Below are 22941 nucleotides of genomic sequence, written 5' to 3'. Positions count from 1 at the left end.
CAACCAACTGAGCCGCTTCACGTTTGAACTCTGCACTAAAATTTCTTTTTTTCATTGGAGCACCTGTATTGTTCTGAGGTGAGCATATCACCTCTGTTAAGGTGGCCAAACTCAGTGTGCCACTTCAAACCGGGGAGATCTCTATGAAAAAATCACGTTTCATTGACAGCCAGATCATGTCCATTCTGAAGCAAGCCGAGGCAGGAACGCCGGTGGCCGAACTGTGCCGCGAGCATGGCATGAGCAACGCCAGTTTCTATAAGTGGCGTTCACGCTTTGGCGGGATGGATGCTTCCATGATGACCCGCCTCAAAGAACTGGAAGAGGAAAATNCGGTGTAGCTCTGCTCGACAACCAACTGAGCCGCTTCACGTTTGAACTCTGCACTAAAATTTCTTTTTTTCATTGGAGCACCTGTATTGTTCTGAGGTGAGCATATCACCTCTGTTCAGGTGGCCAAATTCAGTGTGCCACTTCACAGCAGGTCTTTTTCCTCAATGCCTTTAAGCAGGCCAATGAAATGACGGGGTTTAAGCTTCGTGACGGACTGGTGACCAATCACCGGAAAGACATGATTGTTCAGGCTGGCAAGCAGGCGGTCAGCGGTATTCTGCGACCATTTTTTATTGCTCCTGTGCCACGCCAGTGCCACGGTCCTGAACACTTTCTCCGGTGCGCTGGCTCCACGTTCAGCGGCCCGCTGCTGTGCCGGGTTGATGTTCAGCGCCAGCATTTTGCGGATACCTTCACGCTGTTGCCGGGCATCAGAGAGGGAGATGGCAGGATAGGCACCCAATCCAATACGGGATTCTTTACCGTTAATACGATATTTGAGATACCAGTGACGTGAGCCGCCCGGTTTGACCAGAAGATACAGACCGTGGGAGTCGGAGACTTTAAAGGGTTTATCGGAAGGTTTGAGAGTACGAATTTTCGCGTCGGTAAGGGGCATATGGGGGTCACTCCGTCATCGAACCAACTTGACCCCAAATCTGACCACCAAATTCTCCCGATGCGGAGGGAAAACTGAAAATGCACCGGGAGGACTTTTCACGCTAACTCATTGAATCGATATCACATAAGAATTCGCAGAGCGGCATGAAAACAAGAATTTGGCTCCTCTGACTGGACTCGAACCAGTGACATACGGATTAACAGTCCGCCGTTCTACCGACTGAACTACAGAGGAATCGTGTGAACGGGGCGCATCATATCCAGCCCCCCGAAGAGTGTCAACGCAAAATTGGTAAATTCAGCGCGACTGCTCAGCATCTGAACAATGAGCGGTGGTCAACTGCGTCAGGATTAATTATCGCCCAGACTGCACTGTATACGCGCCAGCGGATCCTGCTTGTAGAAACGGCTGAAATGCTGGTACAGGGCAGGGAAGCGGTTGGCCAGCAACTCCGGCGCACTGAAAAAATACTCCGACAGCACGGCGAAGCATTCGGCGGGATCGGTAGCGGCATAAGCATCCATACTGGTCGCCTCTTCTCCCACCATATCAATCTCTTCCTGCAGATTGTCCATCGCGGCGTGCAGATCGTGTTCCCAGGCTGCGACGTCGCGCATCGGAATAGGGGGAATGCCGGTGGCAATACCGCCGTTGCGCATATCCAGCTTGTGGGCGGCTTCGTGGATCACCAGATTGAAACCGGAAAGATCAAACGAGTCTTGCACATCTTTCCAGTTGAGCACGATCGGCCCTTGTTCCCAGCTTTGGCCCGACTGCACGATCGGCCCTGTATGCACCAGGCCGATGTCGTCTTGCCATTCGTCCTCAACAACAAAAGGCGAAGGGTAAAGCAGAATTTCATTGAAGCCATCCAGGCATTCCGCCCCGAGTTCCATCACTGGCAAGGCAAACAGCAGGGCGATGCGCGCCTGCATTTGCGATGTCAGCGCTAGGCCTTGTAACGGCACAATACGTTTGTTTTGCATGAATTGGCTGGCAACGGCAATTAACCGCCGCTGTTCTTGTTCGTTCAACAAAGACAGCAAGGGGATCGCCAAGGCATCCTGCCAAGAGGCAAGCGTTTCTGCTTGCGGTTGGTTCGCTTTCCACGGCCATTTAATCATCGTGTTGCTCGTAAAGTCGTCACTTGAACATCCGGCTGGGGGGCTTACTCTACAAAAGTGCCGTAAAATGGTGCATGATAGCAAGCACTTCTTGGAGAGATGCCGGAGCGGCTGAACGGGACGGTCTCGAAAACCGTTGAAGGGGCAACCCTTCCGAGGGTTCAAATCCCTCTCTCTCCGCCATTATTCAATCACTTACGCTATAACTTTTCTGTGATCAACCACCCACATAGAATATAACTGCAGCTAAACACCCTACTGATTTTCCTTTTTTAGCATTGGGTTATCCTGTTATGGGGTAACGTTGACCTTCCGGTCATATAGCAAAACTTTTTTTGCCATTTTATGCCTGCAGAATTGCTGCGTATTCCTGCGTGATCCTTCATTGTGTGAATTAAACATGCAGATCTAGTCATTCATTCAAACCGAACCGCTGTGCTACGCGGTTTAACTCAGGTGTGAGGCGTTAGGAAAAAACTATGGTAGGTGCAACATCAGGCGGCGTGCGGGCTTTGCTTCGCGTCGAAGGGGTATGCGTTCTCGTGGTCAGTTTGCTTGCCTATACGAAGTTCGGTAGCGGCTGGGGCATTTTTACTTTGTTCTTTTTTGCGCCAGATTTATCTTTCTGCGGCTACTTAGCCAGTTCGAGGATTGGCGCGGTGTTGTACAATTTCGCGCATTCTTTCATCGGTGCCCTGGTGATATTGGCAGCAGGTATCTTTTTGTCGATGCCCGTGGCAGTGACAGCCGGTATAATTTGGGTGGCCCACATTGGCTTTGACCGTGCGCTAGGCTATGGCCTTAAAGATTCCACAGGCTTTGGCGTTACACATCTGGGGCCCATTGGCCGTGCGCGATCTGGTGCCTAACAACCGCGGGCCTGATTGGCTCGTTCAGACGAGCCATATTTTATCCGGCATTAACAACGCCTGGTTGTTTCAGTACATCTTATCCGGCCATTTTAACCATTCTCGTTATTCTCTACACTCGCCAGACATCATGCATACAGTGAGGGGGAAAATAATGAGTATCTATATTGTAAGAATGGATCACCCAGCAGGAACAGAGTGGAATACGTTTGTTCGAGAACATGTGCTCTATCTGAAGGATCTTATTCAGAAAGGGAAGCTCATAGCCTCCGGCCCCCTGAAAAATACGCCGTTGCGGGCAGGTTTTCTCATTTTCAGGGCGGACACTCTTGAAGAAGTAAAAGCGATGATCAATGCCGATCCGTTTTCCCGGGAAAATCTCATCGCGGAACTGGATATTCAGGAGTGGGATCCTTTGTTTGGTCATCTGGCTGAATTATCCAGCGGAGCGACAGTCAGTGAACTGCAGGATTTAGTGGACTAAAGCATATTAAGGGAGGACGAGATGATTTATGAACTATGTAGCATCCAGGCATCCAGGCATCGGCGCTCACGCTGAACGCTATGCCCGAATGCTGTATGTCAGCTGCCGATGAAAGCCTGCTGCTCGGGGGATGAAAACGTGAAATCGGCAAATTACTCCAGATTATCCCGCGGCGGGCCTGAACAGATATCCCACGCCAACCACCATTCTGTTGCCGCTTTACTGAAGCACGTTCAGCCCGGCGAAGCCCTCACGGATCTCGCTTTCCGGCAGGTTGATGCCGATAAACACCAGGGTGCTTTTTTTCTCTTCATCCGGCGCCCATTCGCGATCCCAATCGGCGTTATACAGGCGCTGAACGCCCTGGAATAACAGGCGGCGTGGCTCGTCTTCAATCCAGAGAATGCCTTTGTAACGCAGCAGGCTATCGGCGTATTGCAACAGCAGGTTTTCCATCAGATCGGAAATTTGCCCCAGTGCCGCCGGGCGATCGAGATACACCACAATCGACTGGATATTATTTTGCGGCTGTGGGATCAGGCGGAAGGCCGGCGTGGCGATGTTAAGGCGGTCGTTCAGAATAAAGCCTTCCACGTTGAATAACACCGCCAGATCAATCTGGCCGTGGGTCACGTCGTAAACCGGTGCACGTGCGTTCATCCGTTGCAGGCGCTGGCGCAGCGCTTCGCCTTCATGCGGCGGTGCAACGTCCGTTTTGGTTAACAAAATGCGATCGGCATAGCCCACCTGCGCCTGTGCGATGCTGAATTGATCGAGTTGCTGTTGGCCGTGAACGGCATCCACCAGGGTGATAATCCCATCAAGCAGAAAACGTTCGCAGATCACCTCATGTGAGAAAAATGTTTGGGCGATCGGCCCGGGATCGGCCATGCCGGTGCATTCAATGATCAACCGGTCAAACGCCAGCTGGCCGTTATCAATGCCATCAAGCAGATCCAGCAGCGCATCGGCCAGCTCATTGGCGCGGCTACAGCAAATGCAGCCGTTGCTCAGGGTGGTGATGCGGCTGGCGCGATCGCCAAGCAGCGCATCGTCGATCGGCACCTCGCCGAATTCGTTTTCAATAACCGCAATTTTGTAGCCGTGCTCTTCGTTCAGAATATAGCGTAACAGGGTCGTTTTTCCGGCGCCGAGAAAGCCGGTCAGTAGGGTAACTGCAATGGGTTCCATCGTTTATCCTTATTCGGCCTAGCAGCAACGCATGCCGCCTTTGCCGTCGCCGCCGTAACGCGCCTGCTGGCGCTCACGGAAGAATTCTTTGTAGGTCATCACCGGTTTGTCCGGGTGGTTATCTTTCATGTGTTGCACATAGGTATCGTAGTCAGGCACGCCAACCAGCATTCGCGCCGCCTGCCCTAAATACTTCCCGGCCTGGCCAAGGTTTCCAAACATCTGCCTTCTCCCAATATACCCTGCATAACTTACCTTCATTATGCAGGGTATCGGTTAAATCACCATTAGTGCGAGGACGAAACTTTGACGCCGCCCTCAGGAACCGGCACATATGGCGTTTCTTTGTCGGTGCGTTCTGGAGTCTTGCGTGCCTTCAGCGCAGTCTGGATACCGTAGAAGATGATGCTGTAAACCACCACCAGGAATAGGATGCTAAGGCCAGCATTGGTGTAGTTGTTAACCACGATATGCTGCATATTGGCAATCTGCTGGGCGCTCAGATCGCCGCCTTCGGCGATTTTGCGCTTGTATTCGTTAGCCAGATAGAAGAAGCCTTCCAACTGCGGGTTGTCGCTAAACAGCTTCAGCCCCAGCGCCCAGGTGGTGCAGATCAGCAGCCAAATGGCCGGTGCCACTGTCACCCAAATGTATTTGGTGCGTTTCATCTTGATCAGCACCACGGTGCCCAATACCAACGCGACGGCGGCCAGCATCTGGTTGGAGATGCCGAACAGCGGCCACAGGCTTTTCACCCCGCCGAGCGGATCGACCACCCCCTGGTACAGCAGGTAACCCCACAGGCCAACACAGCCGGCGGTGCCGATAACGCCAGCAACCAGCGAGTCGGTTTTTTTCAGGAACGGCACAAAGTTTCCTAACAGATCTTGCAGCATAAAGCGGCCGGAACGGGTGCCGGCGTCCAGCGCCGTCAGGATGAACAGGGCTTCAAACAGGATGCCGAAGTGGTACCAGAAGCCCATATCCGCCGCGGGAATGATTTGATGGAACACATGCGCGATGCCCACCGCCAGCGTTGGCGCACCGCCTGCGCGGTTCAGCACCGAGGGTTCGCCGATATCTTTGGCGGTTTGCAGGATTTGTTCCGGGCTGATGACAAAACCCCAACTGCTGATGGTTGCCGCCGCATGAGTGGTAACATCCTTCAGCGAAGCCATGATCATTGGCGCATCTTCGGTGCCCAGTTTATGCAGATCGGGCATGGTAATGCCGAGCGCGGCCGGCGGGGTGTTCATCGCGAAATACAGCCCCGGCTCAATGATGGAGGCAGCCACCAGCGCCATCACGGCGACGAAGGATTCCATCAACATGGCGCCATAGCCGATAAAGCGTGCATCGGTTTCGTTGGCCAGCAGTTTCGGCGTGGTGCCGGAAGCGATCAGCGCATGGAAACCGGAAACTGCACCACAGGCGATGGTGATAAACAGGAAGGGGAACAGCGTGCCTTTCCATACCGGGCCGGTGCCGTCAACAAACTGGGTGACCGCCGGCATTTTCAGTTCCGGGTTAAGGATCAGAATGCCGATCGCCAACCCGACGATAACGCCGATTTTCAGGAAGGTCGCCAGATAATCGCGTGGCGCCAGGATCAGCCATACCGGCAATAGCGCAGAGATAAACGCGTAACCGATCAGCGTGAAGGTAATGGTGGTGTCTTTGAACGTCAGCGCGGGGCCCCAGTAAGGATCGTGCGCAATGACGCCGCCGAACCAAATCGAGGCGACCAGCAACAGGATGCCTATCACCGACACTTCCCCCACGCGCCCGGGCCGGATATAGCGCATATAGATGCCCATAAACAGGGCGATCGGCACCGTTGAGCAAACGGTGAATACCCCCCATGGGCTTTCCGCCAATGCTTTAACCACGATCAGCGCCAGCACCGCCAGGATAATAATCATGATCAGGAAGCAGCCAAACAGAGCAATGGTGCCGGGGATCGGCCCCATTTCTTCCTTGATGATCTCACCGAGCGAAGCGCCGTTACGGCGTGAGGAAATAAACAGCACGATAAAGTCCTGCACAGCCCCAGCTAACACCACGCCACCGAGCAGCCACAGCGTGCCGGGCAGGTAGCCCACCTGCGCGGCCAGCACTGGGCCAACCAGCGGGCCGGCGCCGGCGATCGCGGCGAAGTGGTGGCCGAACAGCACATTGCGGTTGGTCGGCACGTAGTTCAGGCCGTCATTATTGACCACGGCCGGCGTTGCGCGGTTGGCATCCAGCTTCATCACCTTGGTGGCGATATACAAGCTGTAATAGCGGTATGCCACCAGATACACCGCGATGGAAGCGACGATAATCCATAGTGCACTGATGTGCTCGCCGCGCCGTAAGGCCACTACGCCCAGGCAGGCCGCACCAATGATCCCTAATATCATCCACGGGATATGTTTTAAAATTCCATCTCTTTTCATGAGACACCTTTAATTATTTGAGCTGTAAACTTTATTGCAACATCCAGCCAGGGGGCCGGTGAGGTTTGCAGCAGGGAGAAGAGGTACGCCATCATCGCAACCACGGATACGGCAAGGCAGCGGATTATCAGTGAGCGGTTGCATGGTGCGTTAAGCGGTTGGTTTATCGCCGTGAGTGGCGCGGCCGTTTTTGCCCGGCGTATTTGCAAGAAAGCGAGTGAGGGGGAAACGATGCCTGGCGCCGCAATAGGCCGCGGTGCCACGGCCTATTGCGGGGCACCGCCTAATACAGCGAAGGTTCGCCTTCCGGCCGCGTTTTGAAGCGGCGGTGCAGCCACATATATTGGTCGGTTGCCAGCAACACCTGTTCTTCCACCACGCGGTTCATATACGCGGCGGCCTGGGTTTCATCATTTAGCGGGAACTGTTGCAACGGTGGCTGCACGATCAGCTCATAGCCTTTGGCGTGCGGCAAACGGCGCGGCACAAAGGGCACGATGGCGGGGCGAGCCATGCGCGCCAGGATATAGGTGCCGGTCGTTGTCGCGGCCTTCTCGACGGCAAAGAAGGGCACAAACACGCTGCTCTGGGGGCCGTAGTCGTGATCCGGCGCATACCAGAGGATCTCGCCCTGTTTCAGGCAGCGAATCATGCTCTTCACATCCTTGCGGTCAATCATGTATTTGTTCGAACGCAGCCGCCCCCAGGTTTGCACCCACTCCATCAGCTTATTATTGTGCGGGCGGTGCACGCCGATACCGGGATTTTGCATGCCGAAAATACGCGCGCCCAGTTCCAGCGTCAGGAAATGCAGCCCAATCAATAAAACGCCGTTGCCGTTCTGGCGGGCCTGATGCATGTTTTCCATCCCGCTGATCTGGAACCAGCGGGCAATCCGCCAGTCGGGCCAGAACCAGGCCATGCCGACCTCAAACAGCCCCATGCCTACGGATTCGAAGTTCTTGACGATCAGCGCCTCGCGTTCTTGCACCGGCATATCCGGAAAACAGAGCGCCAGATTACGCCGGGCTATTTCTAGCCGGCGTGGCATAAAGCGCATGGCAATTCGCCCCAGCCAATGGCCCAGCCGGTAAATGACCGGGTAGGGAAGCAAGACTAAAAGATAAAGCACGCCAAGGCCCAACCATAGCAGCCAGTAACGGGGATGTAGAAAAGCGCGATCAAACGTGGGGGTTAATAACATTGCCTTTTGTCTTCCTGGTATTTTGGCGCTAGTCCTCAACCTGAATAGTTTATTTAGCCTAGGGTAATCATACTTTCACCGTGTTTTTTTTTCCAATAATGCCATCGCTTTATATTCGGGGGTGGTGTATTTAGGGGAATATATGGCTAAAAAACACACTCCACAGCCAGCCATAAATAATATTTACCCGCAACCATTATTTTGTATATATATTCCACGTTGTTATTGTGTCAATAAAACGCGATATAGCCTAAATAGGTTGAGTCACCGCAAGGCCTTCTTACTACCGTTTAAAGTAAGGCGGGATAAACACCTTTGTACGGAAGGCTGCTCATAGCAAGTCTATCGCCAGAAGGATAAACAATCGCTAACATAGCTGCGATTAATGCCATTGGCTGTTGTTTTCGGTATAACAGCAAGGGTGTATCAGGATGCCAGCGGCGTGCTTTTACGGCGCTGGTTGAGGTGAGGAAATATCGCACGGCTGCGGCTGGCGATCGGAAAGAGAATTATTATGGGTTTGTTAGATGGCGCCCTGGGTGGCGTATTAGGTAATGTGCTGAATGACGTTTTGAAAAAACAGGGCAGCGAAGGGGGCATCGATATTGCCGCCATCATGCAATGGGTTCAGCAGCAAGGGGGCCTGCAGGCGATATTGAATAAGCTACAGCAAGGGCAACTGGGTGAAATCGTCGGTTCCTGGCTGGGCAACGGGGAAAATCTGGCGATCACCGGTAACCTGGTGCAGCAGGCGCTGGGCAGCGATGCCATTGCGCAGTTGGCGAACAAGCTGGGGGTTGAGCAGGCTCAGGCGTCTGACACGCTGGCGCAATGGCTGCCGCTGTTGGCTGATAAAGCCTCAGCGGACGGCGAAGTGAAGCATGATGATTTGGCCAACATGGTCGACAAACTGTTCCGCTAACCGGTTGCTCCCGTAGCCTGGCTACGGGAGTTCGGGTTACTCAAGCTCCAGCATTATCTTGCCGATGTGCGCGCTGCTTTCCATCAGCGCATGGGCAGCTGCGGCCTGTTCCAGCGGGAAGGTTTGGAATATCTGTGGTTTAAGCGCGCCGCGTTCCATCATCGGCCACACTTTCTGCCGCAGGTCGGCGGCAATCTGCGCCTTGTCTTCCACGCTGCGCGGGCGCAGGGTGGAGCCGCTATGCGTCAGGCGTTTAACCAACATCGGCATCAGATTCAGTTCTTTGGCGACGCCGTTTTGCGTGCCGATTTGCACAATGCGCCCATCCATCGCCGCCGCCTGGTAGTTTTTGGCGACATAATCCCCGGCGATTAAATCAACGATCACGTTCGCGCCTTTGCCATCGGTGGCTTGCCGGGTTTGCTCAACAAAATCCGCCGTACGGTAATTGATGGCCACATCCGCCCCCAGGGCCAGGCTGGCCTGGCGTTTTTCCTCCGAGCCGACGGTGGTGATCACTCTGGCGCAAAAGGCCTTTGCCAGCATGGTCGCTACCGTGCCGATGCCGGAAGTGCCGCCGTGGATCAAGACGGTTTCCCCTGCTTTCAGGTGGCCGCGTTGGAACACATTGACCCAAACGGTAAAAAAGGTTTCCGGTATGGCGGCGGCTTCGAGCAGGCTAAAGCCCTGCGGCACCGGCAGGGCATTGCTTTCATGCACCTTGCAATACTCGGCGTAGCCGCCCCCGGCAATCAGCGCGCAAACCTGTTCGCCAATGGCATAGCGGGTGGCACCGGGGCCGATGGCGGCCACAACGCCGGCGATCTCCAGCCCCGGAATGTCGGAAGCGCCTGGCGGTGGCGCATACTGGCCGCGGCGTTGCAATACATCTGGGCGATTGACGCCCGCCGCGGCAACCCGCACAAGAATTTCCCCCTGTTCCAACGTGGGTAGCGGGCGTTCCGTCATTACCAATACGTCAGGTTCACCTGGCTGGCGGATTTCGATGGCTTTCATGGTGATGGGCAATGACGCATCATTCGGCATACCGTTTCCTCATCGTGATGGTTTAGGCTATTCAGCGCACCGGCTGAAGTTGCCAGCTGTCAATGGTTCTGCCAGCTTACAGAAATCCCCGATGAGGGAATGATCAGGAAGAGCGGTTTTTATTGGCCGATAGGAGGATAGGGGGGCGATCAGTCGTTAGGGGGAATGCGCAAACCTTTGAGTGAAACGATAAAATATTTTTTGCCTTTGGTGATTTTTGCGCCTTTATCACACCATTGGCTGGCAAGTTGAAAGAAATCATCGCTGCCGATGTCGTAGGCCAGTTCGATTTTTTTGGCTACGCCAGCGCGAATCAGGTTTTCTGCTTCCTGGTGGCTTGCCGCTTTAATCGTCGTCATATACAAAATCCTTGGAGTTGCACCGCTAGGAATAACTGTGCGTGATTATAAGGCGGCTGTGTGTCAGTTATGTGACGGGGGGATGACAGGCGTTGCGGCTGCTGCATCGCACACCAGAAGAGACAAACTCTGTACAGTTGGCCGGCCTTTTTCGCTCGCGGCAACGAAAAGAGTTGCTATTCATTGGTGGGCGTGCGTTAATGTCCTTGGCCTGTGGTACAGACCTATTTATGCACGACATCTTGATTAAAGCGGTTCAAATTTAAAGCGTTATCCTCGATAGCACTTCATCTGACGAATTTCTTTCTAGTGCCTCCATAAGTAACTGATGACCGGCTATAACATGCCCATGGTGGCTTAAATTTTATATCGAAGGAAATAATTATGTCTAACCTGATCAAAGGTCAAGTGAAGTGGTTCAACGAGTCTAAAGGTTTTGGTTTCATCACCCCTGCAGACGGCAGCAAAGACGTGTTCGTACACTTCTCTGCAATCCAGGATCAAGGCTTTAAAACGCTGGCAGAAGGCCAAAACGTACAGTTCTCCATCGAGAACGGCGCTAAAGGTCCTTCAGCGGCTAACGTTACCGCTATCTAATCAGCTCTGCTGATTAACAAGAACCCGCTAAGGCGGGTTTTTTTATGCCTGTTTTTCGGGCAAAAAAAAAGCCCGCAAGCCGGCGGGCGAAATTTCCTTGTTACTTCTTCTTTATTAACAGGCACTTCTCTGGGGGGAAGTGCCTTGGGGAAAGAGCTTACTCGTTGTGCGATCAGGATTCCGTGATTAAAACGTTAAGGAAGCGAAAATATTAACGTCCTGAAACTAAGAGCCTATCCACTTCGATATGCTTCGTTTTATTCGCGCAGTCCGTTGCCGTTGTCCAAACGGGCTGCGGCAATAGCGCCTACCGGGAGAGGTTCTAAGCCGCCTGCCGGCGGCACGCTTTCTCTCGGCGGCAACGGTATATTTTCCCCGCTATTCTGTAATACACTGGCAGGCCTGTTTCTAATGAGGTAAATCATGAAGGTTAACGATCGGGTTTCGGTAAAGACGGACGGTGGGCCGCGGCGTGAAGGTGTGGTGCTGGAAGTTGAAGAGTTCAGCGAAGGGGTAATGTATCTGGTTGCATTGGAGAACTATCCAGAGGGCGTATGGTTTTTCAACGAGATTGACAGCCACGACGGCACTTTTGTTGAGCCGATTTCTCCTGCCGATAAATAACGATTTTACCCGTCTGTGCCGGTTCGTGCCGGCCATTTTCACGCATGCATCGTAATACTGCGCTAATTATAGGTTGTGTAGGGTTTGGAGGTATAACGATACAAACGCCCGCAGCGCCTTAGTGCTCTTTGATCGTGGGGCGCAGGCCACACTCATCAATAGGTCGGGAAATAGCACCTGCCACTGCGTACTACAGACGACTTTTAGCCTGGCTAGCGGCTGTTAACAAAGATGCCACTCGTCAACGTATCGGTTAAACGCACAACATGATAGATAATTTGTTTATTATGCGTTTTAATTTTTCTTTTTATATTGCCTTTATGGGATGAAACCGTTTTGGCTTTAATTTGCATCTGATCGGATATCTGAATGGTATCTTGCCCAGACATCCACATACGCAACATATTTGATTCGGTTCGGCTTAGCGTGACTGGCGTTTGATCAAGCGGTACTTTTTCGTTGCGTGAAGGCTTGCCTTCCAGGTAGTGCCTGAGCAGCAGATTCATGGTTTCTGGCTTGATCGATTTTGATGAGATAATGACATTATTACGCACATACAGATAATCATTAAAATGTACGTTGGTTATCGCCATGAAAATAAAAAACAAGGTGTCTGGGTGAAGAGAGATAATGTGTTTTATTCTTTCGGTCGCGTTGGCCTCATGTATAAAACAGTCTTCGTTAATAAATACCAGCGTAGGTTTATGGCTATTGCATTTCTCATGCAGTTCATCAATATCAACAATGGCATTGATGTGCTTTTTTTTTACCCCGTGCGCGGCTAGGTAGTCTGTTAAGCCCCGTCGGGTATAACTGCAAGAATCCATAATGATTGTTGGCATATTATTCCCCCCCATTTAAATCCATTTTACTGCGGCAATATGACAAAATAGCGATAAAAAAATAAAACAAAGAAGTATGTTATAAGAGTGTTCTATCAACAAATGCACGTGTACTCAACGATATTTTATTGATAATTGTAGTTGAGCGCTGGATTTGTAAGCATATCTTAAGTGATTCTGATGATTGGGGGGCGGCGTTTTTCTGCAGCAATACCCGGTTGCGGTATGTAACCATTAATTTTACTGCGCTATGGCAATTCCTCGGCTTGCAGTCTGGCGTGCTTTATTTTCGCTTATGGGAAAATTCTTAAAAAAAATTCATGATTTATTTTTCAGCACTACTCAGTTTCTCTATGGTATGCCACTGGTGGTGTAAATGAAATGTTATTATTTGATTAACCTATTGCTGACCCCGCTGCCATTTGCCGCCTTCCTGCTACGCGGTATGAAACAGCGGATCTCTGCTGCGGGTCATTGGGCTTCTTGGCGGCAGGCGCGTATTGCATCAAGCGCGATTTGGATATCGTGTTCCCTCGTCATCCAATTAACCAGCGCGGCGCGGATACCGGGCTGGCCCTGGTAAGCAGTGGGGGTACAACGTACCGCCCCATGGCGGTCAAGGCGGGCGAGAAAACGGTCACGGGCGGCCACGGCGTCGCCTTGCACTCCCTCAAGGGCGAAGCAGATGATATTCAGGTTAACCGGGGCCAGCAGGCGAAAGCCGGGGCTGGCCGCCAGCGCTTCACCCAACTGTTGTGCCAGGCCGACGTTGCGTTCAATGATGTCCCGTATTCCGCTACGCCCATAGGCTTTAAACGCCATCCACAGCGGCAGGGCACGGAAACGGCGAGAGTTCTCTGGCGTCAGGTGCAGGTAGTTATCCGGGCGCAGCTCGGCCGCCTCCAGATAGCTGGCGTGGTTGTTGAACACCTGCATCTGCACTTCCAGGTGGCGGGTTAACTGAATGGCGCTGTCATAAGGCACGTTAAGCCATTTATGGGCATCGACGGTGATCGAGTCAGCCTGCTGCCAACCCGCCAATAGGTGAGCATAGCGTTCGGAGCCGGCGGCGATACCGCCGAACGCGGCATCAACATGCAGCCAGAATGGGTAGCGTTCCCGCAGTGCAAGCAGGGCCGGCAGGTTGTCAAAGGCGGCGGTATTTACCGTGCCGCCGCTGGCCAATACCAACGTGGGCAGCCCGTTGCCTGCGGCCAGATGGCGCTCCAGCGCCATCGGATCGATAGCTTCGCTGTTGGGCAGGGTAGCAACGATCGTCAGCGCTTCGCGGCCAATCCCCAGCATGCTGAGTGCTTTAACGCTGCTGGAGTGCGGGTTGGCAGAGAAAACCTGTAGGGGGCCGAGCGCCCACAGGCCTTGCCGGGCAACGTCGATGCCGCGCTGTAGGCCCAACCACTGGCGGCCGATAGCGAGGCCGGTAAAGTTGGCCATGGTCGCGCCGCTGACAAAACTGCCGGTGAACGCCGCCGGTAGCCCCAATAACGCCTTTAGCTGTTCAATGGTCGCCAGTTCAACGGCTGCGGCAATCGTGTCATGGCTTAGCTGGCTATTCTGGTCGGTTGCACTAACCAACCAGTCGGCTGCCAGTGCCGCCGGGGTGCTGCCGCCGGTCACAAAACCGAAGTAACGTGGGCCGGTGCTGCCAGACAACCCTGCTGCATAGCGTTGCCAGAAGTGTGCCAGTGCCGCTAACGCGCCTTCGCCGTTTTCAGCCAGCGAAGCCTCCTCCGCCGGTAGCTGCTGCCGTTCAGGCGCTGGGCATACCGGGCGGGTGGCGATATTGGCCAGGAATTCTTGCGCCAACGTGCAGGTATATTCAAGAATTTGTGGTAGTTGGTCTAAATCCTGCTGTAAACGTGGGTGCATAAGGCGCTCCGATAATCAATGATGCCCCACCATAATGTCTTTACTGCGGCGCGAAAATCGATAATAAATAACCTTTCTGGTTAACAGGGCTAACCAATGGTGTTTGAACGTTTCCCTTTGCATCTGCTGCCGGCGTTTGTTGTGGCGGCGCGGCTGGAAAACCTGCGTGCAGCGGCACAACAGATACATTTGACCCATGGCGCCGTCAGCCAGCAAATCCAACAGCTGGAGCGGGCGATAGGCCACCCTTTGTTTGAACGGCAGGGCCGCGGGATAAAGCTGAATGCCGCCGGGCGTGAACTGCTGGCGGTAGCGGAACAAACCTTAACCGCTCTGCAACAGGGGATTGGCCGCGTGCGCCGCGTGGCGGCAAGCCAGGTGCTGCGTATCAGCGTGCTGCCTTCATTTGCCCATTATTGGCTGCTGCCGCGCTTGCCGGTTTTTCGGCAGGCTTGCCCAGAGATTGCGCTGGATATTGATGCTTCTCTTCGCGTCCAGGATCTGGCGCGCGGTGGCTTTGATGCGGCGATCCGCATCGGTGGCGGCCAGTGGCCGGGGCTGCATGCTGAATGGATTGCCCCCGGCGATGTGGTGCCGGTTGCGGCGCCTGCGGTGGCGCAACAGTGGCGGGTAGAATTCGCACAGGGCGCCCAGGCTTTACCGCTGTTGGCGCATGATGTAATGCCTTGGCGCTGCTGGTGGCAGGCAGAGGGTAAAGTTGAGTGCGGCGAACAATTGGCGCTGTTTAACGATGCCAGCCTGTTGGTGCGCGCCGCGCAGCAGGGGTTTGGTATTGCGTTGGTGAAAACGCTGCTCGCCGGGGATGCGCTGGCCACTGGGGCGTTGCAGGCGCTGGCGGCGCCACGCCGGCTGGAAGATAACGATTATTATCTGGTGTGGCCGAAAAGCGCTGAGCAACCCGCAGCGGTGCGTGCCTTATTGCTCTGGTTGCAGCGTGAACTGGCTTCGGCAGGCAGCGCGGGCTGCGGTTAGAAGCTCTTTACCATCACCTCGTGCGCAGGCAGTTCAACCCCGGTTTTCAACAGGTGGTCGAAGGATCTTTCGGTGATTTTTAACTGTTGCAGAAACTCCTGCGGTGAAAGATCGTGCTTTTTACCGCTCATATAAGCCAGCGCCAGCTCTTTTGCCTGATAGCGTGAAAAGTTGTACATGTATTGCCCCCGAAGAATGAAAAGTCACTGCGAACCAGGCTAGTGTAGGGGAATAGAAAATAATGAATAGTCGCTTTGGCGTATAGAATCGATAGCTGTACCCTTCATACTTCAAGTTGCAGGTGTGTTGGCTTTATTACTCGGCCCATCCCTGGGCCTCGCCCCTTCGGGGCCGCTGCCAACAGCGTTCAAATCTGCTCCCGGCAGATTTGTCGCTAACCCCAGTCACTTACTACAGTAAGCTCCTGGGGATTGATGAGAGACATCCTTGTCTCTCACCGGAGGCAGGCCAGAGGCCAGGCAAATTCGTTCCAGACGAATTTGTCGCAGCAAAGCCACCTGCCTGCAACTCGAATTATTTTGGGTATAAACCTTAGGCTGTTTTTTGCACGCCAAATGCAGCCATTTGGCGTGGTTTAGCGATCGATAATCGGGATTGCCGGGATTGGCGCTAATCCTGGCAGCTTCAGCGTTACCTCGGTCACCGTGGCCGGCGGGGCGACAAACTTGCCTTGCCATGTGCCGACGCGTGGGTTCTTTTTGCGATCGTAACTGAAGTTCAGGCGCAGTTCCGCTGGGGCTTTTTGCTGGCCTTCGCTACTGAGCGGCCAGCGCTGGCCGTCGGCTTCAACGTAGAACTGGTTTTTCCAGTCTTCAGGCTTCAGGTTGCTGTAGATAATCTCGCCACCGAAGGTATCGGCGGTGGTTTCAAAGCGCAAATCGACCGTCAATTCGCCGTTTTTGCGGATGGCGCGCATCACCTGCGCTTCGGCATTGGTGCTGGCCGTGGGCACGGTGGGGCGTTCTGCCGCGTGTGCGGCGGGCAGGGCTTGCAGCAAAAGCAGGCCGCACAACATAAGCGCATGCGGCCAGCGGGCGCGGATTGAGGTTAATGCTGAAATAGTCATCAATGTCTTACATCTCGTGATAAAGCGGGAAAACACAACGCTGCACGCTCAGGCTGCGTGCGGCGTTGCTTCAGGCTTACTGCTGTTGTGCGGTGTCAATGCCGAGGGCATTGGCTACCGTGCGGAAGATATCGGTATTATCAACGTACTGTTGGTTTTCTTCCGGCACGTGGTAAGCGGCCAGCCCGGCGTTCGCTTTGGCGACGCGGGTCAGGAAGTCCGCGCCAGGGCCTTTGGCGAACACCGGCACCAGTTCACGGGTGTGGGTGTCGGTGTGCCAGCGTACCAGCGGCAGTGCGCCGGCGCCCTGATTAACGATGTCGGAGAACGCATCACTATTGGAGTCTGGCCCCAGCAGCAGGCCGTTGCCGTGGTCGGTGGTCACGATCACCAGGGTTTCATCCCAGGAGCTGTTCTCTTCAACCCATTCCGTCACCGTTTCAACCGCGCGGTTAAAGTCAATTTGTTCTTCGATCAGGCGGGGCAGGTTGTTGGCATGGGCCGCCCAGTCTACCGCGCCGCCTTCCACCATCAGCATAAACCCGGCCGGGTTTTTAGCCACCAGGTTCAATGCGCCTTTGGTCATGGTTGCCAGATCCGGCTGGTTAGGCAGCAGGTTGCCGGCAGCGACGCCATCGCGGTTGAACTGCAGCGTAGCGTGGTTCTGCACAGTGCCGATCAGCTTGGTTTTGTTGCCCATATTCAACTTGTCATTGGCCAGCGCAACGAAGTCAGCTTTGGTTTCGATATGCTTGTAGGCGGTTTTCCCTGCTACCAGGCGATCCCACTCTTCCTTACCGCCAACGTAGCGGTAGGCCTTGTCATTTTTCGGCGTTGTGGCTTTGCCGTTTTCGTCATAGAACGGGTGCCCGGAACCCATGACCACCGTGGCCAGGCCGGAATCAATGATCTCTTTGCCGATAGCCGCGTATTCGTTGCGGCTGACGTTATGCGCCAGGAAGCCGGCCGGTGTGGCGTGGCTCCACTGCACCGAAGTGATGACGCCCAGCGCTTTGCCGTTTTCTACCGCGTATTCGCCGATGTGTTTGAGCTTCTTGTCATCGTTGGACCAGTTAATGGCGTTGTTATAGGTCTTATGGCCGGATGCCAGCGCGGTGGCCGCCGCAGCGCTGTCGGTGAAATCAGCGCGCAGATAGTCGTAGCCAGAGAAGAAGCCAGGGTAGTTGCCGAGGCTGCCTTTGAACACGCTATCCGATTTGTCTTTGGTCCAAATCTTATCGGCATCGAAGGTGACGGCGCCGTTTTGCGTATGGGTGGGAACGTTAGAGGTATTCAGCGGATAGGTGGAGGCAAACAATTTTACGTCGAAGTCGTCGTAAGCTTCGTGGCCTAATGCGCCGTGGCGGTAATAGCTGGCGGCATGCCAGGTGTTGATGCCGGCACCGTCAGAGATCAGCAGGATAACGTTTTTAGCCTTAACCGGAGCCGCGTTTTGCTCAGCGGCCTGGGTTACCAGAGGGAAGCTGAGCGCAAACGTCAGCAGGGCGGTTGAGTATATACGCATGGAATAGAAAACCCTTGTAGTTAATTTTTACATTTTGATAAACCAGCGTTACGTTATCCGCCGTTGATGACATTTTTTTGATGAAAATAAAACAGAAAGATGACAGCGAACGAATCTGTGCGCTTTGCCCCCGCTATGTTGCCCCGCTAGCCACCACGCCAAACCCGGCATTATCCCTTGCTGGCTGCGGTTTACGGCCATTACCCATGCTTCTGCTGTCTCCCGAAATGGTGATTTATTCATCAATCCGACATCTGGCTTTCACGCCCCGGTCACATTTTTCTTGCAGGCTTGTGCTCTATCTTAATGGGATGTTTTTTATCCAGCCGGTTTGCCATGGAGTTTTTTATATGCCGCAGTTATCCAGACATCCGACCACTGTCTATCAAGCCATCGCCGCCGAGTTGGAAGCGGAGTTACGTGCCCATTACCGCAGTGGTGATTATCTGCCTTCAGAAAAACAACTGGCGGAGCGTTATGCCGTCAACCGCCATACGTTGCGCCGAGCGGTGGACGATTTGGTGAAAAAAGGGCTGGTACAACGCCGCCACGGCATCGGCATCCTGGTGTTGATGCGCCCCTATGACTACCCGCTGCATTCGCAGGCCCACTTTAGCCAGAACCTGCTGGAGCAGGGCAGCGAGCCCAGCAGCGAGCGGTTGCTGGCGGTACTTAGCCCGGCCAGCCAGGACGTGGCTGCCTCCCTGGCCTGCTGCGAAGGCGACAGCGTGATCCACCTGCGCACTCTGCGCCGGGTCAATGGCGTGCCGGTCTGCGTGATTAACCACTTCCTGCCGCAGCTTGCCTGGTGGCCCGAACTGCAACAGTTCCGCAGCGGTTCACTGCACGATTTTATCGCGCAACGGCTGGATCAGGCGCTGATCCGCACGCAAACGCGCATCAGCACCCGCCAGGCCCAGGCGAAAGAGAGCCGGTTGTTGGAAATTGAACCGCAGGCGCCTTTGCTGTGCGTGCGCACCCTCAACAAAACCGCAAGCGGTGAAATGGCGGAATACTCCATCAGCCTGACCCGCGGCGACATGATCGAACTGACGCTGGAGCATTGAATGGAACAGTTAAAGCAACGCCAACAGTGGCTCTCCGTGCTGGCTCACAGCCCGGCCGCAGAGCTGGAAAAACGCTGGCAACCCCTCAAATTACAGCCGCAGTATCAACTGTTGCGCGCTCCGGAGATCGGCCTGGCCCGCTTGCAGGGGCGCATGGGGGGCACCGGCAAGCGCTTTGTGCTGGGGGATATGACTGTCACCCGCGCCGTGGTGCGCCTGGCCGACGGCACCTGCGGCTACAGCTATGTGGCGGGGCGCGATAAGGCGCATGCTGAGCGATGTGCGGTGATTGATGCCTTACTGCAGCAGAGCGAGAACCACGGGCTGTTGCAGGAACAGTTAATCAAGCCGCTGGCGGCGCAGCGGGAGGCGCTGCGCTTGCAGCGCGCCCGAGAAATCGCCAGCAGCAAGGTGGATTTCTTTACGCTGGTACGTGGAGACAACGCATGACGTTACAGGCAAGTTTTAATCACCCGGTGGCTGATGCCCAGCACGCCTTTCGCCGCATCCTGAAAGCGATGAGCGAGCCGGGAACGGTGGTGGCGCTGCCGTTGCAGCAGGGCTGGGGGCAGGTATCGCCGGCGGCTACGGCGGCGCTGTTGACGCTGGTCGATCATGAAACCCCGGTATGGCTCGACGCCGCATTAAGCGATGACGCCGTGCGCAGCAACCTGCGTTTTCATACCGGCGCTGCGTTGGCCGAGGATCAGGCTGCGCCTTTCGCTCTGATCCAGGCCGCTTCGGCAATCGATTTTTCACGTTTTACCGCCGGCGACGATCTGGCGCCGGAAAAAAGCACCACGGTGATTATCGAGGTGGCCGCGCTGGCCGGTGGGGAGCCGTTGCGCCTGAGCGGGCCGGGGCTACAGGCGCCGCGTACCGTCGCGCCACGGTTGCCGGCAGCGCTGCGCCGCTACCTGAGCCAGCGCGCCAACGCTTTCCCGCAAGGTATCGATCTGATGTTGACCAGCGGCATGGCATTAATGGCGCTGCCGCGCACAACGCATGTGGAGGTGTGCTGATGTACGTTGCCGTTAAGGGGGGTGAAAAAGCCATCGAAAATGCCCACCGCTTGCAGGAGGATTTGCGCCGCGGTGCGCGTGAGGTGGCCGAGCTGGATTGCCGGCAGGTTGAACAGCAACTGGGGCTGGCGGTGGATCGCGTGATGACCGAAGGCGGGATTTACGACCGCGATCTGGCCGCGCTGGCCATCAAACAGGCCAGTGGCGATCTGGTGGAGGCCATCTTCCTGCTGCGCGCCTACCGCACCACGCTGCCGCGCCTGGCCGACAGCCGGCCGCTGGCGACCGGGAACATGCGCATCGAGCGCCGTATCTCGGCGGTTTACAAGGATTTGCCCGGCGGGCAGGTGCTCGGCCCCACCTACGATTACACGCACCGTCTGTTGGATTTCACGCTGTTGGCCGGTGGTGAAGCGCCGGTGCCGCAGCATGGCGAAGTGCCGGAGCAGGCGCTGTGCCCACACATGTTTGATCTGATGACCCGCGAAGGCTTCGCCGCGCTTGAAGAAGATGACGGCAGCGAACCGCTGGATATCACCCGCGAACCACCCAGCTACCCCGCGCCCCGTAGCGCCCGGCTGCAACAGCTGGTGCGCGGCGATGAGGGTTTTCTGCTGGCGCTGGGCTACTCAACGCAGCGCGGCTATGGCCGCACCCATCCCTTTGCCGGCGAGATCCGCAGCGGCTTTGTTACGGTCGAGATCGCACCGGAAGAATTGGGCTTTGCGCTGGATATCGGTGAAATCCTGCTGACCGAATGTGAAATGGTCAACGGTTTTACCGATGCGCCAGGGGCTGCGCCGCACTTTACTCGCGGCTATGGGCTGGTATTCGGGCGCTCGGAGCGCAAGGCGATGGCGATGGCGCTGGTGGATCGCGCCCTGCAAACCGCCGAGCATCAGGAAAGCGTCGCCAGCCCGGCGCAGGACGAAGAGTTTGTCCTGTCACATGCCGACAACGTCGAGGCGGCGGGGTTTGTTTCGCACCTCAAATTACCGCACTACGTCGATTTCCAGGCCGAGCTGGAACTGTTGAAGCGCTTGCGCCAGGAATACCAGGAGAATAACGATGCGTGAGTTGAGCGGTTATAACCCAGGCTATCTGGACGAACAAACCAAGCGGGCGATCCGCCGGGCGATACTGAAAGCGGTGGCGATCCCCGGCTATCAGGTGCCGTTTGGCGGCCGCGAAATGCCGATGCCTTACGGCTGGGGCACCGGCGGCATTCAACTGACCGCCAGCCTGATCGGCGGAAACGATGTGCTGAAGGTGATTGACCAGGGGGCGGATGACACTACCAACGCGGTGTCGATTCGCCGCTTCTTCCAGCGCGTCAGCGGTGCGACCACCACCGAGCGCACCACCGAGGCGACGCTAATCCAAACCCGCCACCGCATTCCGGAAACACCGCTGCGGGAAGATCAGATCCTGGTTTATCAGGTGCCGATCCCCGAGCCTTTGCGCTTTATCGAACCGCGTGAAACGGAAACCCGCAAAATGCACGCCCTGGAAGAGTATGGCGTTATGCAGGTGAAGCTGTATGAAGACATTGCCCGCTACGGCCATATCGCCACCACCTACGCCTACCCGGTGAAGGTGAATGACCGCTATGTGATGGATCCGTCGCCGATTCCGAAGTTCGATAACCCCAAGATGCATATGATGCCGGCCCTGCAGCTGTTCGGCGCCGGGCGTGAAAAGCGCATCTACGCATTGCCGCCTTACAGCAAGGTGGAAAGCCTGGATTTTGACGATCATCCTTTCAGCGTCCAACAGTGGGAGCAGCCTTGCGCACTCTGCGGTTCGCGCCACAGCTACCTGGACGAAGTGGTGATGGATGACAGCGGCACGCGCATGTTTGTTTGCTCGGATACCGATTATTGCCATCAGCAGCAGGAAAAAACGCATGAACAGTGAACAGCCGCTGCTTGCGGTAAACAACCTTACCCACCTTTATGCGCCGGGCAAGGGCTTTGAGGAGGTCTCGTTTTCGCTTTTCCCCGGCGAAGTGTTGGGTATCGTCGGCGAATCCGGCTCGGGAAAAACCACGCTATTGCACGCCATCTCGGCGCGCTTAACCCCGCAGCAGGGGCAGGTCGATTACCAGGGGCGCGATCTCTACCGCATGAGTGAAAGCGAACGGCGCCGCCTGCTGCGTACCGAATGGGGCGTGGTGCACCAGCACCCGCTGGACGGCCTGCGCCCGCAGGTGTCGGCCGGCGGCAACATCGGCGAGCGGCTGATGGCGGTGGGCCAGCGCCACTATGGCGAGATCCGCCGGCAGGCCGGCCGCTGGTTACAGGATGTGGAGATCCCGGTTTCACGCATTGACGATTTGCCCACCACCTTTTCCGGCGGCATGCAGCAGCGCCTGCAAATCGCCCGCAACCTGGTGACCCAGCCGAAGCTGGTGTTTATGGATGAGCCGACCGGCGGGCTGGATGTGTCGGTGCAGGCGCGCCTGCTGGATTTACTGCGCACCCTGGTGCGCGAGCTGAATCTGGCGGTGGTGATCGTCACGCACGATCTGGGCGTCGCGCGCCTGTTGGCGCACCGGCTGCTGGTGATGAAGCAGGGGCGGGTGGTGGAAAGCGGCCTGACCGACCGCGTGCTTGACGATCCACAGCACCCTTATACGCAACTGCTGGTGTCGTCTGTCCTGGGCTGATGTGCATTCCGCCGCGTCTTTTCCGGCGTGGCGGGT

At 55.5% G+C, this 22941-nt stretch carries 24 protein-coding genes, 2 tRNA genes and 2 pseudogenes; 14 read left to right on the top strand and 14 right to left on the bottom strand.

Annotated elements, in window-relative coordinates; genetic code table 11:
* Positions 1-143 precede the first annotated feature (143 nt).
* A pseudogene (locus AC559G_RS06565) lies at positions 144-332 on the top strand (transposase); the annotation flags it as partial.
* Between the two features lie 146 nt (positions 333-478).
* Here AC559G_RS06565 and AC559G_RS06560 read toward each other — a convergent pair.
* From AC559G_RS06560 to mtfA, 3 genes and pseudogenes are all read right to left on the bottom strand, one after another.
* Positions 479-952 (bottom strand): annotated as a pseudogene (locus tag AC559G_RS06560) (tyrosine-type recombinase/integrase); the annotation flags it as partial.
* 161 nt (positions 953-1113) lie between these two features.
* A tRNA-Asn gene (locus AC559G_RS06555) sits at positions 1114-1189 on the bottom strand.
* Between the two features lie 116 nt (positions 1190-1305).
* Positions 1306-2079, bottom strand: a complete 774-nt coding sequence (gene mtfA / locus AC559G_RS06550) for a DgsA anti-repressor MtfA (protein WP_498911944.1) — start codon at positions 2077-2079, stop codon at positions 1306-1308.
* A 93-nt stretch (positions 2080-2172) separates the two neighbouring features.
* On the opposite strand from mtfA, the gene AC559G_RS06545 reads away from it, so the two are divergent.
* From AC559G_RS06545 to AC559G_RS06535, 3 genes are all read left to right on the top strand, one after another.
* A tRNA-Ser gene (locus AC559G_RS06545) sits at positions 2173-2262 on the top strand.
* 296 nt (positions 2263-2558) lie between these two features.
* Positions 2559-2948 (top strand): DUF4260 domain-containing protein, encoded by a 390-nt coding sequence (locus AC559G_RS06540; protein WP_498911943.1) that lies wholly within the window; start codon positions 2559-2561, stop codon positions 2946-2948.
* 154 nt (positions 2949-3102) lie between these two features.
* Positions 3103-3432, top strand: coding sequence for a YciI family protein (locus tag AC559G_RS06535; protein ID WP_438598206.1), 330 nt, complete (start codon positions 3103-3105; stop codon positions 3430-3432).
* Positions 3433-3651: 219 nt separating this feature from the next.
* On the opposite strand, the gene yjiA is transcribed toward AC559G_RS06535, so the two are convergent.
* The 4 genes from yjiA to AC559G_RS06515 form a co-directional block, all read right to left on the bottom strand.
* Positions 3652-4623: a GTPase gene (gene yjiA / locus AC559G_RS06530; RefSeq protein ID WP_498911942.1), complete on the bottom strand. Its 972-nt coding sequence runs from the start codon at positions 4621-4623 to the stop codon at positions 3652-3654.
* An 18-nt stretch (positions 4624-4641) separates the two neighbouring features.
* The gene (locus AC559G_RS06525) at positions 4642-4845 is read right to left on the bottom strand and encodes a YbdD/YjiX family protein (protein ID WP_004953088.1); all 204 of its coding nucleotides are present in this window, start codon (positions 4843-4845) and stop codon (positions 4642-4644) included.
* A 65-nt stretch (positions 4846-4910) separates the two neighbouring features.
* On the bottom strand, positions 4911-7061 hold the full coding sequence (locus tag AC559G_RS06520) for a carbon starvation CstA family protein (RefSeq protein ID WP_438598204.1): 2151 nt from the start codon (positions 7059-7061) through the stop codon (positions 4911-4913).
* Between the two features lie 283 nt (positions 7062-7344).
* Entirely contained in the window at positions 7345-8265 is a 921-nt protein-coding gene (locus AC559G_RS06515) for a Kdo(2)-lipid IV(A) acyltransferase (RefSeq protein WP_498911941.1), read from the bottom strand.
* A 514-nt stretch (positions 8266-8779) separates the two neighbouring features.
* On the opposite strand from AC559G_RS06515, the gene AC559G_RS06510 reads away from it, so the two are divergent.
* Positions 8780-9187, top strand: a complete 408-nt coding sequence (locus AC559G_RS06510; RefSeq protein ID WP_498911940.1) for a YidB family protein — start codon at positions 8780-8782, stop codon at positions 9185-9187.
* 36 nt (positions 9188-9223) lie between these two features.
* Here the strand turns inward: AC559G_RS06510 and AC559G_RS06505 are convergent, their stop codons facing one another.
* Entirely contained in the window at positions 9224-10234 is a 1011-nt protein-coding gene (locus tag AC559G_RS06505) for an NAD(P)H-quinone oxidoreductase (protein WP_498911939.1), read from the bottom strand.
* Positions 10235-10383: 149 nt separating this feature from the next.
* Positions 10384-10593, bottom strand: coding sequence for a hypothetical protein (locus tag AC559G_RS06500; protein ID WP_095844932.1), 210 nt, complete (start codon positions 10591-10593; stop codon positions 10384-10386).
* Between the two features lie 384 nt (positions 10594-10977).
* Between AC559G_RS06500 and cspE the strand changes: the two genes are divergently transcribed.
* Both cspE and dsrB read left to right on the top strand, forming a co-directional pair.
* Positions 10978-11190: a transcription antiterminator/RNA stability regulator CspE gene (gene cspE / locus AC559G_RS06495; RefSeq protein ID WP_095844931.1), complete on the top strand. Its 213-nt coding sequence runs from the start codon at positions 10978-10980 to the stop codon at positions 11188-11190.
* Between the two features lie 423 nt (positions 11191-11613).
* Positions 11614-11814 carry a protein DsrB gene (gene dsrB / locus AC559G_RS06490; protein WP_438598200.1) on the top strand — a complete coding sequence of 67 codons (201 nt, stop codon included), beginning with the start codon at positions 11614-11616 and terminating at the stop codon, positions 11812-11814.
* A gap of 212 nt (positions 11815-12026) precedes the next feature.
* Here dsrB and rcsA read toward each other — a convergent pair whose 3' ends face one another.
* Together rcsA and AC559G_RS06480 are read right to left on the bottom strand one after the other, a co-directional pair.
* Positions 12027-12656: a transcriptional regulator RcsA gene (rcsA, locus tag AC559G_RS06485; RefSeq protein WP_438598199.1), complete on the bottom strand. Its 630-nt coding sequence runs from the start codon at positions 12654-12656 to the stop codon at positions 12027-12029.
* Between the two features lie 471 nt (positions 12657-13127).
* Positions 13128-14543, bottom strand: coding sequence for a pyridoxal phosphate-dependent decarboxylase family protein (locus AC559G_RS06480; protein ID WP_498911938.1), 1416 nt, complete (start codon positions 14541-14543; stop codon positions 13128-13130).
* A 96-nt stretch (positions 14544-14639) separates the two neighbouring features.
* On the opposite strand from AC559G_RS06480, the gene AC559G_RS06475 reads away from it, so the two are divergent.
* Complete coding sequence (locus tag AC559G_RS06475) at positions 14640-15536, top strand: LysR family transcriptional regulator (RefSeq protein WP_498911937.1); 897 nt, start codon at positions 14640-14642, stop codon at positions 15534-15536.
* Here AC559G_RS06475 and AC559G_RS06470 read toward each other — a convergent pair.
* The 3 genes from AC559G_RS06470 to AC559G_RS06460 form a co-directional block, all read right to left on the bottom strand.
* Entirely contained in the window at positions 15533-15715 is a 183-nt protein-coding gene (locus AC559G_RS06470; protein WP_438598196.1) for a hypothetical protein, read from the bottom strand. The two genes, AC559G_RS06475 and AC559G_RS06470, sit on opposite strands and share 4 nt — an antisense overlap.
* A 416-nt stretch (positions 15716-16131) precedes the next feature.
* The gene (locus tag AC559G_RS06465; RefSeq protein ID WP_498911936.1) at positions 16132-16623 is read right to left on the bottom strand and encodes a hypothetical protein; all 492 of its coding nucleotides are present in this window, start codon (positions 16621-16623) and stop codon (positions 16132-16134) included.
* Positions 16624-16699: 76 nt separating this feature from the next.
* Positions 16700-18148 (bottom strand): alkaline phosphatase, encoded by a 1449-nt coding sequence (locus tag AC559G_RS06460; protein WP_498911935.1) that lies wholly within the window; start codon positions 18146-18148, stop codon positions 16700-16702.
* Between the two features lie 350 nt (positions 18149-18498).
* Here AC559G_RS06460 and phnF point away from each other — a divergent pair, with 350 nt between their 5' ends.
* From phnF to phnK, 6 genes are read left to right on the top strand one after another with little or no spacing between them, the layout of a single operon-like run.
* The gene (phnF, locus tag AC559G_RS06455; RefSeq protein WP_498911934.1) at positions 18499-19215 is read left to right on the top strand and encodes a phosphonate metabolism transcriptional regulator PhnF; all 717 of its coding nucleotides are present in this window, start codon (positions 18499-18501) and stop codon (positions 19213-19215) included.
* Positions 19216-19665, top strand: coding sequence for a phosphonate C-P lyase system protein PhnG (phnG, locus tag AC559G_RS06450; RefSeq protein ID WP_498911933.1), 450 nt, complete (start codon positions 19216-19218; stop codon positions 19663-19665).
* Entirely contained in the window at positions 19662-20237 is a 576-nt protein-coding gene (gene phnH / locus AC559G_RS06445; protein WP_498911932.1) for a phosphonate C-P lyase system protein PhnH, read from the top strand. Before phnG ends, phnH begins: the two co-directional genes overlap by 4 nt.
* Positions 20237-21313: a carbon-phosphorus lyase complex subunit gene (locus AC559G_RS06440; RefSeq protein ID WP_498911931.1), complete on the top strand. Its 1077-nt coding sequence runs from the start codon at positions 20237-20239 to the stop codon at positions 21311-21313. The genes phnH and AC559G_RS06440 overlap by 1 nt, the downstream gene beginning before the upstream one ends.
* Positions 21306-22154: an alpha-D-ribose 1-methylphosphonate 5-phosphate C-P-lyase PhnJ gene (locus tag AC559G_RS06435; protein ID WP_498911930.1), complete on the top strand. Its 849-nt coding sequence runs from the start codon at positions 21306-21308 to the stop codon at positions 22152-22154. The genes AC559G_RS06440 and AC559G_RS06435 overlap by 8 nt, the downstream gene beginning before the upstream one ends.
* Positions 22144-22905 carry a phosphonate C-P lyase system protein PhnK gene (gene phnK, locus AC559G_RS06430; protein WP_095844919.1) on the top strand — a complete coding sequence of 254 codons (762 nt, stop codon included), beginning with the start codon at positions 22144-22146 and terminating at the stop codon, positions 22903-22905. The genes AC559G_RS06435 and phnK overlap by 11 nt, the downstream gene beginning before the upstream one ends.
* The last annotated feature ends 36 nt before the right edge of the window (positions 22906-22941 follow it).

Source organism: Gibbsiella greigii (genome assembly GCF_039540155.1).
In the GTDB taxonomy this organism is placed as follows: Bacteria; Pseudomonadota; Gammaproteobacteria; order Enterobacterales; family Enterobacteriaceae; genus Gibbsiella; species Gibbsiella quercinecans.
Note: the sequence above shows the minus strand (reverse complement) of the source record. Positions and strands in the feature narration are given on the sequence as shown.